We start from the raw sequence: 16,653 nt of genomic DNA on the forward strand, positions 1-16,653 counted from the left end.
CCACCCCTCCAAACACAGCCTACCGCCATGTCTCCGACCCGCACTTTCCGTGGCCGCACTCCGGTCGCGCGTCCCCTCGTTGCCGCTCTTTCCGCCCTGCTGCCGCTCGTAGCAGCCGCCCAGGAAACCCCTGCTGCCAAGGATCCGGTTGCCCTCGATGCCCTCCAGGTCACCGCGCAGCGCCGCGTCGAGAACGCCAAGGACGTGCCGGTCGCGATCACCGCGATCCAGGGCGAGAAGCTGGATGTGCTCGGCTCCGCCGGCGACGACATCCGCTTCCTGTCCGCGCGCGTGCCCAGCCTGAACATCGAATCGTCGTACGGCCGTGCCTTCCCGCGCTTCTACATCCGCGGCCTGGGCAACACCGACTTCGATCTCAACGCTTCGCAGCCGGTGTCGCTGGTGTACGACGACGTGGTGCAGGAAAGCCCGCTGCTGAAGGGCTTCCCGCTGTTCGACCTGGCTGGCGTGGAAGTGCTGCGTGGCCCGCAGGGCACGCTGTTCGGCCGCAATACCCCGGCCGGCGTGGTGAAGTTCGATTCGGCCCGTCCGTCGCAGGACGCCGATGGCTACGTGAAGATGTCCTACGGCACGTATGACACCTGGAACGTGCAGGGCGCCTACGGCGGCCCGCTGACCAGCCGCTGGTCGGCGCGCGTGTCGGCGCTGTACCAGCGCCGCGAGAACTACGTCGACAACACCGTCGCCAACGCGCCGAGCTCGGGCTTCGAAGGCTATGACGAAGCCGCTGGCCGCGTGCAGTTCCTGTACGAAGGTGACGACGTCGAAGCGCTGTTCAACCTGCACAAGCGCAAGCTCAACGGCACCGCCCGTCTGTTCCGCGCCAACATCATCCAGAAGGGCAGCAACGCGCTGGTCGAGAACTTCGACCGCGACAAGGTCTCCACCGATGGCCTGAACTTCTCCAACCTGGAAACCTGGGGCGGCAGCGCACGCATCAAGTGGGACCTGGGCCGCGTCACCCTGCACTCGATCACCGGCTATGAAACCGCCGAATCGCTGAACCACGGCGACGTCGATGGTGGCTACGGTGCGGCCTTCCTGGGCGCCGGCAATTCCGGCCCGGGCCTGATTCCGTTCCCGTCCGAATCGGCTGACGGCCTGCCGCACCACCGCCAGTGGACGCAGGAGTTCCGCGTCGAATCCAACGAGTGGGGCCGCTTCGACTGGCAGGCCGGTGTCTTCTACTTCGATGAAGACGTGACCATCGACAGCTTCAACTACGACTCGCTGACCCCGGGCAACCCGCAGACCGGCCACGCCGTGCAGAGCCAGCGCAACAAGGCCTGGGCCGCGTTCGCCTCGGGCGACCTGGACGTGACCGACCGCTTCAAGCTGCGTGCCGGCGTGCGTTACACCCAGGACAAGAAGGACTTCACCGCCAGCGTGCTGCAGGCCGTGCCGGGCGGTACGCCGGTCAGCGGCCCATACCTGGCCAACAGCGATGTCGACGACGTCAGCTGGGACCTGAGCGGCGTCTACCAGATCACCGACAACATCAACGCCTATGCCCGCGTGGCCAAGGGCTTCCGTGCACCGTCGATCCAGGGCCGCCTGGCCTTCGGCGGCGTCACCCAGGCCGATTCGGAGAAGGTGATCTCGTATGAAGCCGGCATCAAGGCCGACCTGTTCGACCGTCGCGCACGCCTGGGCTTCAACGTGTTCCGCTACAACGTCGATGGCCAGCAGCTGATCGCCGTCGGTGGCAGCAACAACACCGCCACCCTGCTCAACGCCGACAAGACCATTGGCCAGGGCTTCGAGCTGGACTTCGAGGCGTACCTGACCGACCACGTGCTGATGACCCTGGGCAGCAGCTACAACGACACCGAGATCAAGGACAAGGATCTGGCCGTGGCGATCTGTGGCGGTGGCTGCACCATCACCGACCCGACCACCATCATCAACGGCGGCACCTACGCGCTGGTCAACGGCAACCCGCTGCCGCAGGCGCCGAAGTGGATCCACAACCTGACCCTGCGTGCCGGCTTCCCGGTGAACGATGCCAGCGAGGTCTACGTCTACACCGACTGGGCCTACAAGGGTCCGGTGAACTTCTTCCTGTACGAGTCGCCGGAGTTCCGCAGCCGCAGCTCGCTGGAAGGTGGCCTGCGCGTGGGCTACAACTGGGATTACGGCCAGTACGACGTGGCCGTGTTCGGCCGCAACCTGACCAACCAGACCCGCGTGGTCGGCGCGATCGACTTCAACAACCTGACCGGCTTCCTCAACGAGCCGCGCACGTTCGGCGTCGAGTTCACCGCGAAGTTCTGATGCGGTTGATGCGGTAGCTGTCACCAGAAACGGCGCGGGCAACCGCGCCGTTTCTTTTTACGAGTTTCGTCTCTCTGTGACGTGAGCGAACCTGTGTTTCCTGGCACGTGCAACCCGGATATAGGAATTCAACGAAAAATACGGCGAACTGGCAGCAGTTCGCTAAGAAAGGTGTAGTACTGAAGCGCCGGAATCTCCCGGAATGAGGAGGTAGCGCAATGATCTCCAGGACAGGGGAAACCGTTCTCGCAGCGATCCTTCTGCTTGCCTCACTGCAGGCGCGTGCCGAGGCATCCCCCGCAGCGCTGACAGCCCAGGCAAACCTTGAGGAACAGCGCTTGGAACTGGACAAACGAACGGCGCCGATCACTGATTGCCGATCATTTGATGCGTACGCCAGAACGATGGAGGGGACTGAGGCCTTCCCACTCTACAAGCACAGTCCCTCAGCCCGTGCACGCTTTGTCGGAGCGCTGCAGTTCAACGCGAGGGGACTGGCATCATTTGATTACTCCGATCTCGTCCGCGAACTGGGCGCTGCGGACATCCAGCGTGTTCTCAAACCCTTTGGCTTCCAGCATCTGGTGGCCGTCATGCCTGATGTCAGGGTCAATTCGGAGGAAGACCAGCAGGTTCTGCAGATCCTGGATTCTGCGCGCAGCCTGCGTTGTGGTGTGGGAGAACACTGCAACGAGGCGGACTATCCCGGCTACAAGTGCATCTCGCACGCGACCTGCGAGGAATCGACGGCGCACATATGCACGTCCAACTGCTGATCATGGCCCTGCGGCTCCCACGCACCGTCATGCGTGGGTTTCTTCCGGTCGCCACCATGCTGGCGGTGATCCTGTCCTTTCCCTGTGCCGCCGGCGAATCGCTGGAGGAGGGCCACGCCATCGTGCAGCGAACGTGGGAAAGACTCTCGGGGCCGGATCATGACTGGCGCGAGCGCGGGGCGCAGGTTGATCGTGTATTCGACACCAGTGTCCTGCCTCACACCGGTACGCTGTCCTCGCTGGCTGCATCTGACCTGCGGGTACTGCTGAGGGCGACCCACGCGGCCGCTGTGGCAAGCAAACAGCCGCGCTACTCGACCATTGCACTGCGCGTGGGCCTCGAGCTGCGCAGGCGAGGTGAGCTGCATCCTGCCGATGCACGCGCCGGAGCAGCCATTGCCATGCTGAGCCGTGATGCCACTGCGTTGACGCCCGCATCGCCGTGGCTGGCGGCGTTCAATGGCCGTCCCGTCCCGCGATTTCCCGATGTCATCAGGCCGCTCGAATACTGGACTCCTGGCCCCGATGGCGAGAGCTTCAGCTCGGCTCAGGCCGACCTGGCATCCTTGGACATCATCGTCATCGCGCATCCTGCCTGCGGCTTCACGCGGGCGGCCGCAGAAGCCGCCCGCACAGACCCCGAGCTGATGCGAGTGCTTTCCGGTCCACGCGCCCTGTGGCTGTCGCCGCAGGATGGAACGCTCGATCCGCGCATCTTCAGGGATTGGAACGACCGTCATCCTGACCTGCCGATCCACATTGTGGCCCGTCAGTCCGGCTTTTCAGAGGTCGGCTACTGGGGAACACCCACGTTCTACATCCTGCGCGACGGCGGGGTCGTCGCGCGGGTGGTGGGCTGGCCACGCGGCGGCAACAAGGCGATGCTGACAAAGGCCATCGCCGATGCCGCCGTTCCGCGGCGCAGTCGGTAGCGCCGCGCAACGGCGAGCGCAGCGGCAATGCCTTACAGCGCGCTTTCCGGCCGCACCTTCAGCACCGCTTCCTCGGCCGCGCAGTCGCGGCTGGAATGCAGGCCGGCCTTGCGCGCACCCGCAATCTCCTTGCGCGCGGCCAGCAGATCCTTGTTGAACGCGGCGTTGTCATGCAGGCGCGCCACGGCGGCGGCGCCCATGAAACGCCCTTCGAGGATGTCGCTCTGCCAGTGCACGTTGCACACCAGGCGGCTCTCGCCGTAGTTGCGGCCGCGCGCCTGGATGGCGTCGGCGCGGTCCGGCGCGATCTCCGAGAGAATCAGCGCCCAGGCCCAGCCGATGGAGGTGTGGCCTGACGGATAGGAGCCGTTCTTTCGCAGCCCGACTTCATCGTCGGGCGTGCAGGTCGGCTCGCCGTTGACCATGAACGGACGCGGGCGCTGGTACCGGTTCTTGGCGGCCTTGGTGGCCGCGCTGGCATCGATGCGGCTGCGCTCCAGCAGGCGGTACAGGGCGGGGGTCTTCACCGCGTCGACGTCGATGTCGGCGGCGCAGGAGAACTGGTTGGCGCCGGCCGGAAAGCCGAGTTCGGCATCGCTGGTCGCCTGGCTGAAGCGCGGCGTGCCACGCAGGGCGCGGGCTTCGCGGCTGACCTGCTCATCCAGCGCGAAGCCGGCCGAACCGGCTGCCGGCGGCGCCGGCACCAAGGCGATGCTGGCCGGCACGGCGGCCTTGTCCAGGTAGCCCACCGCCTTGGTGGTGACGTTGGATTCCACCGCGGTCGGTGCGGTGGCGGTGGACGCGCAACCGGCCAGCGACAGGGCGATGGCCAGGCCGAGCAGGGGGCGGGCGGGGAGGGCAGGCAGGGACATGGGCAGGCTCGAGACAGGAAACACAGCAGCCATGATCGCAGCCCCTCCTGCCGCCCGCAGCGTCCATGGGTCATACGGCCAGACCCGGCATGGTGGCTCTGGGCAGTCATTATCCTGCAACAACGGCATCCAACGTCGCCAATCTCCCGAATACGGGCGCAGCGCACGGACTTTCACGCGCGTTCGCCGCCAGCATCAGCCCACAGCCGGGCCGGGGGGATCCGCTGACGAGGGAGAGATGCGATGCGCAGCACCGCAACAGGAAGTACCGCCCTGGCCCTGCTGCTGGGCCTGGCCTGCACCCCGGCGCAGGCCGCCGATGTCTACGGCGTGGCCTTCGTGCACGGCACCGGCGCACAGACCGATGCCACCCAGGACTACTGGCAGCCGGCGATCATCGACACCGTGCGCCAGGGCCTGCCGAACAGCAGCAACTACGTGGTCATCAACTGCGATTTCACCCAGTACATGTGGAAGCCGGAAGCTGCCGGCTGCCTGGCCAACCAGCTGACCAGCTTCATCGACAGCCGCGGCATCACCCAGCTGGTGGTCATCACCCATTCCAACGGCGGCAACGTGGTGCGCTGGATCCTGTCCAACCCCACCTACGACAGCCGCTACCCGAAGATCATCAGCACGGTGCGCAAGGTCACCGCGCTGGCGCCGTCCTCGGCGGGCACGCCGCTGGCCGATGCGGTGCTCAACGGCAACACCTTCGAAACCTCGCTGGGCTGGCTGCTGGGCTACAAGAACGATGCGGTGCGCATGCAGCAGGTCGGCCACATGGCCACCTACAACGCGCAGAACCTGTATGGCACCGCTGGCCGCCCGGCATTGCCCAAGCCCTTCCGCGCGGTGGTCGGCAGCGATGTCGAATCGGCGGTGTGGGACAGCAACAGCTACTGCGGCGGCTACGCGGCCAACGTCGGCCTGGAGTTCACCCAGAACTGGCTGTCGTCCTGTTCGGACGGCTTCCTGGAGTGCAGCAGCCAGAAGGCCGCGGGCACGTTGTGGTTCACCGACAAGGCGCGCACCCAGGGCGCCGAGCCTTTGAGCCACAACCAGAGCCGCCGCGAGTGCTTCGGCCTCGGCACGATCCTGCGCAACGACCTGACCCAGTGAGGGAGATGACCATGAAGATCCATTCCACCCTGCTGGCCGCGGCCGTACTGGCCGTACTGGCCGCACTGGCCGCCGCGCCGGTACATGCCGCGCAGGCGCTGCGTGCCGCCGCTGCCGGTGACCAGGTGCCCGCGTCACTGGTGGCCGCGCCGCTGCCGGCCGATGACAGCGAACGCGTGCCGCTGGCCTTCGCCTGGGCGCTCGACCCGGCGCAGCCGCTGCAGGCACCGGGCGCCTACGCGGCGGTCAGCCGCAGCTACTGGCAACAGGTCGACGCCGCCGAACTGCAACGCGGGCTGGACCTGCCGCTGAGCGCACCGGATGCGGTGATCCAGGTCAGCCCGGGCGCCGGTGCCCGCGCGCTGCCCGCCGACGCCCTGCAGGTACGCGATGCGGCCGGCCGCACCAGCGTCGCGCGCAGCGTCGATGCGCGGCAGCTGCAGGCTGCGGGCATGGCGGTAAACGATGGCAGCAGCATGCTGCGCACCGGTGTCAGCAGCGCAGTGGGCGCCTACCGGCTGCAGAGCGCGCAGGCGCAGGGCCGCTATGTGGTGCAGGTGCTGGAACCCAACAGCCCGGTGCGGCTGGAGGTGCAGGTCAACCAAGCGCAGGTACTGGCCGGCGGCAGCGTGCAGCTGCAGGCACGACTGCTGGAGGATGGTGCCAGTACCGCGAAGCTGGCCACGCGCCGCGGCAGCCTGGGCGGTGAAGCCCTGCTGGTGGCACCGGATGGCCGCAGCTGGCCGCAACGCCTGCTGCGCACCACTGATGGCAGCCTGCGCGCGCAGGTGCGCATTCCGGCGGAGGCCAGCACGGTGCAGGGGCTGTGGGAACTGCAGGTGTTCGCCCAGGCCGACGGCGTGCTGCGCGATGGCAAGGTGGCCTTCGCGGTGGCGCAGCCGACGGCTCGCTTCAGCGGCCAGGCCACGCCCGATGCGGCCAGCCGCCAAGTGAGCCTGCCGCTGCAGGTGGCCGCCGCGGGTCGTTACGAAGCGCGCGGCACGCTGTACGCCACCGGCACCGACGGCCAGCTGAAGCCGGTGGCACAGGCGCATGCGGCGGCGTGGTTCGAAGGTGCCGGCCGTGGCGTGCTGGTGCTGCCGTTCGACCAGGCCGCGCTGCCGGCCGGCTTCGGCGCACCGTATGAGCTGCGTGACCTGCAGCTGCAGGACCAGAGCCGGATGGCGCCGATCGAATCGCGCGCGCTGGCGCTGCGGTTCTGAGCAGAACGTGGCGGGCCGGATACACCGGCCCGCCGCGTTGCATGATGTAGAGCCGAGCCCATGCTCGGCTGTCGATCAACCCGCGTACGCGGTCAAGACCCCATTCTGTTCCACCACGCTGATCGCACCACCAAACACCGCCGACAGCGGCTCGTCGCGCAGCAGTTCCTCGCGGGTGCCATCGGCCAGCACGCGGCCATCGCGCAGCAGCACCACCCGCTCGATCTCGGGAATCACTTCCTCGATGTGGTGGGTGACCAGCACCAGGGTGATGCCCTGCTGGGCCAGCACGCGCATGGTCGCCACCAGCTGCTGCCGCGCCACCAGGTCCAGGCCGGTGGACGGCTCGTCCAGCAGCAACGCCTGCGGCCGGTTGACCAGGGCGCGGGCGATCAGCACGCGGCGGGTCTCGCCGGCCGACAGTTCGGCATACGCACGCTCGCGCAGGGCCAGTGCGCCGGTCATCGCCAGCGTCTCGCCCACCCGTGCCCGCATGTCCGCCGTCACTTCGCGGAACGCCGGCACCACATAGCTGGCGAAGAAGCCCGACAGCACCGCCTGTTCCACGGTCAGGCCCGGCATGTCGGACAGGTTGCTGCTGAGGTCGCCGGTGACGATGCCCAGCTGCGAGCGCAGCCGATCAACCTGCCAGCGGTTCTGCCCCAGCACCTTCACCGCGACCCGCCCGTCGGCCTGGGCCAGCGGGTACAGCTCGCGCGTGATCAGCTTGATGAAGGTCGACTTGCCGCAGCCGTTCGGGCCCAGCAGCGCGGTGTGCTGGCCCTGGGCGACGCGCAGGCTGAGCCCGTGCAGGACCTTCACCTGTCCGCGCACCACGCTGGCCTGGTCCAGTTCGATCAGCGGGGGCAGCGCCCCGGTGGACGGGGCAGTGGTAACGGCATGGGCGCGCGGATCAAGGCTCGACAACTCAGGTCCCCAACTGTGAACGGTGCCACTTCATGACGGTGCACGAACACCGCCGCGAGGGTGCAGTTTGCAACTTAAGCGCCCATCATGTCTGCCATCCCCGCGTCGATCTGGAGTGCCGCCATGCCCGATGCCCTGATCTCCCTGCTTACCGGTGGCGTGCTCGGCCTGGACGGCTGGGCCATGCTGGCGGTGCTGCTGGTGTTCACCCAGCTCACCATCTTCTCGGTCACCTTGTACCTGCACCGCAGCCAGGCCCATCGCGGGGTCGATTTCCATCCAGCGGTCGCGCATGTCTTCCGCTTCTGGCTGTGGCTGACCACCTCGATGATCACCCGCGAGTGGGTGGCCATCCACCGCAAGCACCACGCCAAGGTGGAAACCGAGGACGACCCGCACAGCCCGGTCACCCGCGGCATCGGCAAGGTGTTCTGGCATGGCGTGGAGCTGTACCGCGAAGCCCGCGGCATGCGTGCGGACATCGAACAGTACGGCCGCGGCACGCCGGACGATGCCATCGAGCGCCACCTCTACACGCCGCACGCCACCCTCGGCCCGGTGCTGCTGCTGGTCATCAACAGCGTGTTGTTCGGCCTGCCCGGCGTGGCCCTGTGGGCGATCCAGATGGCCTGGATTCCGTTCTGGGCGGCGGGCGTGGTCAACGGCCTGGGCCACTGGTGGGGCTACCGCAACTACGAGTCGGCCGACACCTCCACCAACCTGACGCCGTGGGCGTTCTGGATCGGTGGCGAGGAACTGCACAACAACCACCATGCTTTCCCCAGTTCGGCGCGCTTTGCGATGCGCCGCTGGGAGTTCGACATCGGCTGGAGCGCGATCCGCCTGCTGCAGGCGCTGCGCCTGGCCAAGGTGCTGCGGGTGGCGCCGGCCATGGACGTGCGCCCGAACATCGCCGTGCCCGATGCCGAGACCCTGAAGGCGCTGCTGTCGCACCGCTTCCAGGCAATGACCGATTACCAGCGCAACGTGTTCATGCCGGCCCTGCGCGAAGAAGCCACACAGGCCGGGGCCAAGCTGCGCCGCCTGCTGCCGCGCCGCCTGCGCCGGGGCCTGGTCAACGATGGCCGCTGGCTGCAGCCGGACAGCCGCGCGCAGCTCAGCGAATGGGTCGCGCAGCGCCCGCGCATCCGCACCCTGGTCGAGTACCGCGCGCGCCTGGCCGCGCTGCTGGAAGCCCGCGGCCATGATGCCGCCGAGCGCCTGCGCCACCTGCAGGCATGGTGCCACGAGGCCGAGGAAAGCGGGATCGCCGCCCTGCAGGCCTACGCCGCACGGTTGAAGGGCTACACCCTGGTGGGCGCATGAGGCAGCTGCTGGTCCCGCTGCTGTGCCTGCTGCCGCTGGCCGCCTCCGCGCAGGTCACCGACACTGCCACCTACCTGCAGCGCATGGACAGCGACGGTGATGGCAAGGTCAGCGAAGCCGAGTACGTGCAGTGGATGCTGTATGCCTTTGACCACATGGACCGCAACGGCGACGGCGTGCTGACCGCCGACGAACTGCCCGGTGGCAAAGGCAGGCCGATCACCCGCGAACAGCAGCGCCAGGTGATCATGCAGCGCTTCCACAAGCAGGATGCCAACGGCGATGGCTACCTGGATGCACGTGAACTTTCTGCGCCGCCGCGCTGAATCTACAGTTCCGCGATCGCCGGTAGCGCCGGGCCATGCCCGGCGGCTTCGCGTGGCCCGGCGTAGAATCAGCCCATGCCTGAACTGCCCGAAGTAGAAACCACCCGCCGCGGCCTGGCGCCGCATCTGGAAGGCCGCCGCGTCCATGGCGTGATCCTGCGCCGCGCCGACCTGCGCTGGCCGATTCCACCGGAAGTGGCCGATCTGCTGCCGGGACAGCGCATCGGCGCGGTGCGCCGGCGGGCCAAGTACCTGCTGCTGGATACCGCCGTGGGCAGCGCCGTGCTGCACCTGGGCATGTCGGGCAGCCTGCGCGTGCTGCCGGGTGACACCCCGCTGCGCACCCACGACCACGTGGACATCAGCCTGGACAACGGCCGCCTGCTGCGTTTCAACGACCCGCGCCGCTTTGGCAGCCTGCTCTGGCAGCCGGCCGGCGAGGTGCACCCGCTGCTGCAGGGGCTGGGCCCGGAGCCGCTGGACGAGGCCTTCGACGGCGATTACCTGTTCGAGCGCAGCCGTGGCCGCAGCGCACCGGTGAAAGCCTTCCTGATGGACCAGGCGGTGGTGGTCGGGGTGGGCAACATCTACGCCGCCGAAAGCCTGTTCAAGGCTGGCATCAGCCCGCTGCGCGAGGCCGGCAAGATCTCGCGCGAACGCTACCGGCGCCTGGCCCGCGAAGTGAAGGACACCCTCGGCTACGCCATCACCCGCGGCGGCACCACCCTGCGCGATTTCATCAGCCCCGATGGCGCCCCGGGCTACTTCGAGCAGGAGCTGCTGGTCTACGGCCGCGACGGCCTGCCGTGCCCGCAGTGCGGTCGCCCGCTCAAGCACGCGATGATCGGCCAGCGCGCCAGCGTGTGGTGCAGCCGCTGCCAGCGCTGAATCTCTTCATGCAGCGCACTCCGGCAGCGTTATAGTCCGCTCAGCATCCGCTGCGGGGGGACGTTGCGATGGACGAAGGACCGGATATCACCGTCTGGCTGGATGCCGCGCGCGGCGGTGACCGCACGGCGCTGGACCGCGTGCTTACCACGCTGTACCAGGAGCTGCACGGCATGGCCCGGCGCCAGTTGGCCGGCCAGCAGGGACGTACCCTGGACGCCACCTCGCTGGTGCATGAGTCCTACCTGAAACTGCTCGGCAGCCGCGGCGCGGCGCGCTTCGAGGATCGCGCGCATTTCTTCGCCTATGCCGCCTCGGCCATGCGCAGCGTAGTGGTCGACTACGCGCGCAACCGGCTGGCGCGCAAGCGCGGCGGTGACCTGAAACGGGTGGCCGAGATTCCCGAGAACAGCAGCAGCGGCGTGCGCCTGGACGAGGACCTGCTGGCCCTGGACGTGGCCCTGGAGCGACTGCAGGCTGTCGATGCGCACCTGGCACGGGTGGTCGAGCTGCGCTATTTCGCCGGCCTGTCCGAACAGGAGATCGCCGAACTCAGCCAGCGCTCGGAGCGCAGCATCCGCCGTGACTGGCATAAGGCGCGGCTGTTCCTGCTGGCGGCGATGCGCGGCGACTGAGGCGCGCAGGCCGACCATGGATGCCGCGCGCTGGCAGCTACTGTCGTCCTGGCTGGACCAGCTGCTGGAGCTGGCCCCGGAGGCACGGCAGCTGCGCCTGCAGCGCCTGGCCGAGCACGACCCGACCCTGGGCCGCGACCTGGAACACCTGCTGCTGCAGGAGGCCGACAGCCAGGAATTCATGGCCCAGCCGCTGTGGACCGCGGCGCCACCCGGGCGCGCGGGCAGCCAGGTGGGGCCCTACCGCCTGCTGAGCCCGTTGGGCGAGGGCGGCATGGGCGAGGTCTGGCTGGCCGAGCGCTGTGATGGCCTGTACCAGCGCCAGGTGGCGCTGAAGCTGCTGCGCAGCGGCGTGGCCGATCCCGGGCTGCGCCAGCGCTTCGGCCGCGAACGGCAGATCCTAGCCCGGCTGCAGCACCCGCACCTGGCCCAGCTGCTGGATGCCGGCGTGGACCAGCAGGGCCAGCCTTACCTGGCTCTGGACTACGTGGAAGGCGAGCCGATCAGCGATTACTGCCGACGCCTGGAACCGTCGCTGGAAACGCGCCTGCAGCTGATGCTGCAGGTCTGCGCGGTGGTCAGCCATGCCCATGCCAACCTGGTGGTGCACCGCGACCTCAAGCCTTCCAACATCCTGGTCCGCGCCGACGGCACGGTGAAGCTGCTGGATTTCGGCATCGCCGCGCTGCTCGACCACGACGCCGCCGATGCCACCCACCCGCCCACCGAAGTACGCGCCTTCACCCTGCACTACGCCGCGCCGGAACAGGTACGCGGCGAGGCGGTCACCACCCTCACCGATGTCTATTCGCTGGGCGTAGTGCTGTTTGAAGTGGTGACCGGGCACAAGCCCTACCGCCTGCGCAGGCACAGCGATGCCGAATGGGAGCGCTCGATCCTCGACGTGCAGGTGCCGCGTGCATCGTCATTGCTGCTGCGGCTGGCCGACCAGCCAGGCGCCGCGCGGCGCGCGCTGCAGCGTCAGGCCCGGCAGCTGCGCGGTGACCTCGACGTGCTGCTGGAAAAGGCCCTGCAGAAGGATCCCGCGCAGCGCTACGCCTCGGCCGAGGCCCTGGCCTGCGACCTGCGGCACTACCTGCAGGGCCGGCCGATCCAGGCCCGGCCGCCGGGCGTGGGCTACCGCGTGAACAAGTACATCGGCCGCCACCGCTGGGGCGTGGCGCTGGCCTCGGTGGCGGTGCTGGCCCTGCTCGGCACCACCTCCATCGCGCTGTGGCAGGCGCGCCAGGCGCAGGTGGAAATGGCCCGCGCGCAGGCCATGCAGGATTTCACCGTCAGTCTGTTCGACAAGGCCGCCAGCGAACGCCACGGCCATTTCGACGTGCCGCAGCTGCTGGCCACCGGGCAACAGCGTGGCGAGGCCGAACTGGCCGACCAGCCACTGGCGCTGGCCGAGCTGGAGGGGGTGATCGGCCGCCTGCGGATCGGCCTGGGTGATTACCAGCTGGCGCTGCAGACCCTGGACCAGCAGCGCCGGCTGCTGCAGCAGGTTGACGACGTGCCACCCGCCCTGCAGCTGGAAGCGGTGACCCAGCGTGGTCGCGCGCTGCGCATGCTCGGTCGTGACCGCGATTGCCTGGCGCACCTGCAACCGCTGCAGCCGTTGGCGGCCCGCGAGGCCGATGCGTTGCCGGCCACGGTGGCCGAATTCCACAGCCAGCTGGGCCGCTGCCAGGCGCAGCTGGGCAACGCGGACGCCGCGCGTGCCTCGTTCGAACAAGCGCTCGCCCTGCGCCACCAGGGCATCGGCCGGCGCTTTGGCCGCGCCGAGTCGCTGGCCGACCTCGCCGGGCTGGATGCCGGCGCCGGGCACCTGGCTGCGGCGCTGGCCGGCTACCAGCAGGCACTGGCGCTGCTGGACCAGCCGGCCGATGGCCGCAGCCCGCAGGTGATCGGCCTGCACCGCCAGCTGGGCGAGGTGCTCGCACGGCAGGGCCAGACCGAGGCGTCCGCCACCGAACTGGAGCTGGCCTGGCAGGCGGCACAGGATGCCTGGGGCCCGCGCCATCCCGAGGCGCTGGTGGTGCGCCGCGCGCGCGCGATGCTGGCCCTGCAGCGCGGGCAGGGCCAGCACGCCGGACAGGAACTGCAGCAGGTACAGGCGCAGCTGTTGGCCGCGCTGGGCCCGGCCCACCGCGAGGTAGGCCAAGGCGAGTTCGCGCTGGGGCAGTGGGCCGGCGATCACGGCGATGCTGCCCTGGCGGCCAGGCACTACGCGCGGGCGGTGGCGATCTGGCGCCAGCCCGACCATATGGCCCTGCTGCCGCAGGCGCTGCTGGCGCAGGCAGGCGCGCTGCAGCAGGCCGGGCGGCCGGCCGCAGCACATGCTGCGCTGGCCGAAGCACGCCAGCTGCTGCTGGCCCAGCGCGGGGCACAGGCCCCGGCCCTGCGCGAGCTGGATGCGCGGCTGGCCGCGCTGGCGCAGGCTGAACCGGCCGTACAGCCCTCCGCTGCCCGTTAACGTTTGTCTGCCTATGATGGCCGACCTTCCCCTTGCTTCCGCGCCTGCATGCAACGACGCGACTTCCTCCGCAATGCCTCCCTGGCCCTGGCCGCCTTCGGCCTGCCGACCCTGCCGGCCTGCGCAGCCGGGAAGAGTGGACAGCTCGGCCTGCGCCGGCTCGGCCAGCCGCAGCCGTTCGATTTCGCCACCCTGAAGGGCCAGGCCCGCGCGCTGGCGCAGGCGCCCTACCAGAGCCACAAGCGGGTGCTGCCCAAGCCGCTGGAAGCCTTGGACTGGGACCAGTACCAGTCGATTGGCTACCGCCAGGACCATGCCCTGTGGGCCGACCAGCCCGGCAAGTTCCAGGCGAAGTTCTTCCACCTGGGCCTGTACTTTCATTCGCCGGTGCGGATGTTCGACGTGGTCGATGGCAAGGCGCAGGAACTGGCCTACGACGGTGCGGCGTTCAACTACGGCAAGAGCGGTCTGAAGAACGGCGAGCTGCCGGCGGACTTGGGCTTCGCCGGTTTCCGCCTGAACACCCGCAAGGACACCGACCGAGACTTCGCCGCCTTCCTCGGTGCCAGCTACTTCCGCGCCGTCGGCAAGGAAGGGCAGTACGGCCAGTCCGCACGCGCGCTGGCCATCGATACCGGCATGGGCAAGCCGGAGGAATTCCCGGATTTCATCGCCTACTACCTGGAGCAGCCTTCGGCCGACTCGGACACGATCGTGGTCTACGGCCTGCTCGATTCGCCCAGCGCGGCTGGCGCCTACCGCTTCGCCATCACCAATGGCGAGGTGCTGCTGATGGATATCGACAGCGCGCTTTACCCGCGCAAGGCCATCGAACGCCTGGGCATCGCCCCATGCACCAGCATGTACCAGGTGGGCGAGAACGACCGCCGCATGGGCTGGGACTGGCGTCCGGAAATCCACGACACCGATGGCCTGTCGATGTGGACCGGTGCCGGCGAATGGATCTGGCGACCGCTGGTGAACCCGCGCAACCTGCGCTTCAACATGTTCGTCGATCACAACCCGCGCGGCTTCGGCCTGCTGCAGCGTGACCGCAATTTCGACCATTACCAGGATGACGGCGTGTTCTACGAGAAGCGCCCGTGCCTGTGGGTGGAACCGAAGGGCGAGTGGGGCGATGGCTCGGTGCAGCTGGTGGAGATTCCCACCGTGGACGAGACCTTCGACAACATCGTGGCGTTCTGGAACCCGAAGGAAAAGCCGCAGCCCGGCCAGGAGCTGCTGGTGGGCTACCGCCTGTTCTGGGGCGCAGAGCCGCCCGCACGCACGCCGCTGGCGCACTGCGTGGCGACCCACACTGGCCTCGGTGGCGTGGTGGGCAAGAAGCGCGAGTACTTCAGCTGGCGCTTCGCGGTGGATTTCGAAGGCGGCGAGCTGGCCAGCCTGATCGACAAGGGCGAGGTGGAGGCGGTGGTGGAAGCCAGCCGCGGCCGGGTGGAGATCGTGTCGGCGCGGCCGCTGCGCGAGATCAAGGGCTACCGCGCGATGTTCGACCTGGTGCCGCCGGAGGGCAGTACCGAGCAGATCGACATCCGCCTGTACCTGCGCAGTGGTGGCAAGCCGCTCACCGAGACCTGGCTGTACCAGTACACCCCGCCGCCGGCGGGCGCGCCGGAGCGCACGCTGTACTAAGAGGGGGGGCAGGGCTTGCAGCCCTGCACCTGCTGACGTCAACGTCAACGTCAAAAGCGGGCATTCCGCGGGATGGCGGGGTGGGTCCGGTTGCGGGGGACAGCGTAAATACGTCCATGTAGCCTCGGTCGCGCCATCCATGGCGCTCACGCCCCCTCAACCGGACCCACCCCGCCTTCGACAGTTTTGCGCGATCTGTCGGAGCACGGGCTGTGACCCCATTTGAATATCGATATCTGACAGAAAAATCGTGTCGACCAAGGTCGACACCTACCAACAGCCGCGCGTACCAATAACCGCCGTTACCCACAGCCGAGTGAACCTGTCGAAGGCGTAGCACTGTGGGTTTGCGGGGTGTGAGCCGCATGGATGCGGCGACCAAGCCCCCATGGACGGGTTTACGGCGTCCCCGCAAACCCACAGTGCCACGCCATCCCACGGAATGCCCGCTGTTGCTGCTGCTTCGGCCGTTGCCGTTGCTCCGGCTTGCAGCAGGTGCAGGGCTGCAAGCCCTGCAAAAGAACCACCACCTACAGAGGCAGGGGCGCCTGCGCCGGGTCGATCCGCCCTTCACCACGGGTGATCTTCTTGAACTCGGCACGGCTGACCGACACGTAGCGTTCGTTGCCGCCGATCTCCACCTGCGGGCCGTCCTGCACCGCGTGGCCGTGCTCATCCACGCGCACCGTCATCGTCGCCTTCTTGCCGCTGTGGCAGATCGTCTTGATCTCCTGCATCTCATCGGCCCAGGCCAGCAGGTACTGGCTGCCCTCGAACAGCTCGCCGCGGAAATCGGTGCGCAGGCCGTAGCACAGCACCGGAATGCGCAGCTGGTCGACCACCTCGCTCAGCTGCCAGACCTGCGCGCGGGTCAGGAACTGCGCCTCGTCCACCAGCACGCAGCCCATCGGGCCGTTGTCGGCCAGGTCCTGGGCCACCCAACGCTGCAGGTCGCTGTCGCGGTCGAAGGCCATGCCCTCGGCGCGCAGGCCGATGCGCGAAGCGACCACGCCGGCACCGGCACGATCGTCCAGGCGTGGGGTCAGGATCGCCACCCGCATGCCGCGCTCGCGGTAGTTGTGCGCGCTCTGCAGCAGGGTGGTGGTCTTGCCGGCGTTCATCGCCGAATAGTAGAAATAGAGCTTGGCCATCGGCCGATTGTACGCCGCTGCCCCGGCACGCCGAAGCCGTTCAGC

Annotated in this window: 14 protein-coding genes; 11 read left to right on the forward strand and 3 right to left on the reverse strand. The window is 68.4% G+C overall.

The window, feature by feature from the left end; all coding sequences use genetic code 11:
* The first annotated feature begins 27 nt into the window (after positions 1-27).
* The 3 genes from NQ204_RS06705 (at position 28) to NQ204_RS06715 (ending at position 4,003) form a co-directional block, all read left to right on the forward strand.
* The gene (locus NQ204_RS06705) at positions 28-2,295 is read left to right on the forward strand and encodes a TonB-dependent receptor (RefSeq protein WP_116864378.1); all 2,268 of its coding nucleotides are present in this window, start codon (positions 28-30) and stop codon (positions 2,293-2,295) included.
* 218 nt (positions 2,296-2,513) lie between these two features.
* Complete coding sequence (locus tag NQ204_RS06710; protein WP_256643408.1) at positions 2,514-3,071, forward strand: hypothetical protein; 558 nt, start codon at positions 2,514-2,516, stop codon at positions 3,069-3,071.
* The gene (locus NQ204_RS06715) at positions 3,053-4,003 is read left to right on the forward strand and encodes a hypothetical protein (RefSeq protein WP_256643409.1); all 951 of its coding nucleotides are present in this window, start codon (positions 3,053-3,055) and stop codon (positions 4,001-4,003) included. The genes NQ204_RS06710 and NQ204_RS06715 overlap by 19 nt, the downstream gene beginning before the upstream one ends.
* A 32-nt stretch (positions 4,004-4,035) precedes the next feature.
* On the opposite strand, the gene NQ204_RS06720 is transcribed toward NQ204_RS06715, so the two are convergent.
* Complete coding sequence (locus NQ204_RS06720; protein WP_256643410.1) at positions 4,036-4,875, reverse strand: acid phosphatase; 840 nt, start codon at positions 4,873-4,875, stop codon at positions 4,036-4,038.
* 243 nt (positions 4,876-5,118) lie between these two features.
* Between NQ204_RS06720 and NQ204_RS06725 the strand changes: the two genes are divergently transcribed.
* Positions 5,119-5,997, forward strand: a complete 879-nt coding sequence (locus NQ204_RS06725) for a lipase family protein (protein ID WP_116864375.1) — start codon at positions 5,119-5,121, stop codon at positions 5,995-5,997.
* Positions 5,998-6,008: 11 nt separating this feature from the next.
* Entirely contained in the window at positions 6,009-7,220 is a 1,212-nt protein-coding gene (locus NQ204_RS06730; RefSeq protein ID WP_256643411.1) for a DUF4785 family protein, read from the forward strand.
* Positions 7,221-7,295: 75 nt separating this feature from the next.
* On the opposite strand, the gene NQ204_RS06735 is transcribed toward NQ204_RS06730, so the two are convergent.
* Entirely contained in the window at positions 7,296-8,081 is a 786-nt protein-coding gene (locus NQ204_RS06735) for an ABC transporter ATP-binding protein (RefSeq protein WP_256643438.1), read from the reverse strand.
* Between the two features lie 189 nt (positions 8,082-8,270).
* Between NQ204_RS06735 and NQ204_RS06740 the strand changes: the two genes are divergently transcribed.
* The 6 genes from NQ204_RS06740 (at position 8,271) to NQ204_RS06765 (ending at position 15,457) form a co-directional block, all read left to right on the forward strand.
* On the forward strand, positions 8,271-9,473 hold the full coding sequence (locus NQ204_RS06740) for a DesA family fatty acid desaturase (protein ID WP_256643439.1): 1,203 nt from the start codon (positions 8,271-8,273) through the stop codon (positions 9,471-9,473).
* Positions 9,470-9,799, forward strand: a complete 330-nt coding sequence (locus NQ204_RS06745; protein WP_256643412.1) for an EF-hand domain-containing protein — start codon at positions 9,470-9,472, stop codon at positions 9,797-9,799. The genes NQ204_RS06740 and NQ204_RS06745 overlap by 4 nt, the downstream gene beginning before the upstream one ends.
* Positions 9,800-9,874: 75 nt before the next feature.
* Positions 9,875-10,687 (forward strand): bifunctional DNA-formamidopyrimidine glycosylase/DNA-(apurinic or apyrimidinic site) lyase, encoded by an 813-nt coding sequence (gene mutM / locus NQ204_RS06750; protein ID WP_256643413.1) that lies wholly within the window; start codon positions 9,875-9,877, stop codon positions 10,685-10,687.
* A gap of 68 nt (positions 10,688-10,755) precedes the next feature.
* Positions 10,756-11,322, forward strand: a complete 567-nt coding sequence (locus tag NQ204_RS06755) for an ECF-type sigma factor (protein ID WP_256643414.1) — start codon at positions 10,756-10,758, stop codon at positions 11,320-11,322.
* Positions 11,323-11,338: 16 nt separating this feature from the next.
* Complete coding sequence (locus tag NQ204_RS06760) at positions 11,339-13,804, forward strand: serine/threonine-protein kinase (protein WP_256643415.1); 2,466 nt, start codon at positions 11,339-11,341, stop codon at positions 13,802-13,804.
* Positions 13,805-13,852: 48 nt separating this feature from the next.
* Positions 13,853-15,457: an OpgD/OpgG family glucan biosynthesis protein gene (locus NQ204_RS06765; RefSeq protein ID WP_116865446.1), complete on the forward strand. Its 1,605-nt coding sequence runs from the start codon at positions 13,853-13,855 to the stop codon at positions 15,455-15,457.
* A gap of 530 nt (positions 15,458-15,987) precedes the next feature.
* Here NQ204_RS06765 and NQ204_RS06770 read toward each other — a convergent pair.
* Positions 15,988-16,608: a thymidine kinase gene (locus NQ204_RS06770; RefSeq protein WP_116864814.1), complete on the reverse strand. Its 621-nt coding sequence runs from the start codon at positions 16,606-16,608 to the stop codon at positions 15,988-15,990.
* Positions 16,609-16,653: the final 45 nt, after the last annotated feature.

The sequence above is a fragment of the Stenotrophomonas testudinis genome, from assembly GCF_024499815.1.
In the GTDB taxonomy this organism is placed as follows: domain Bacteria; phylum Pseudomonadota; class Gammaproteobacteria; order Xanthomonadales; family Xanthomonadaceae; genus Stenotrophomonas.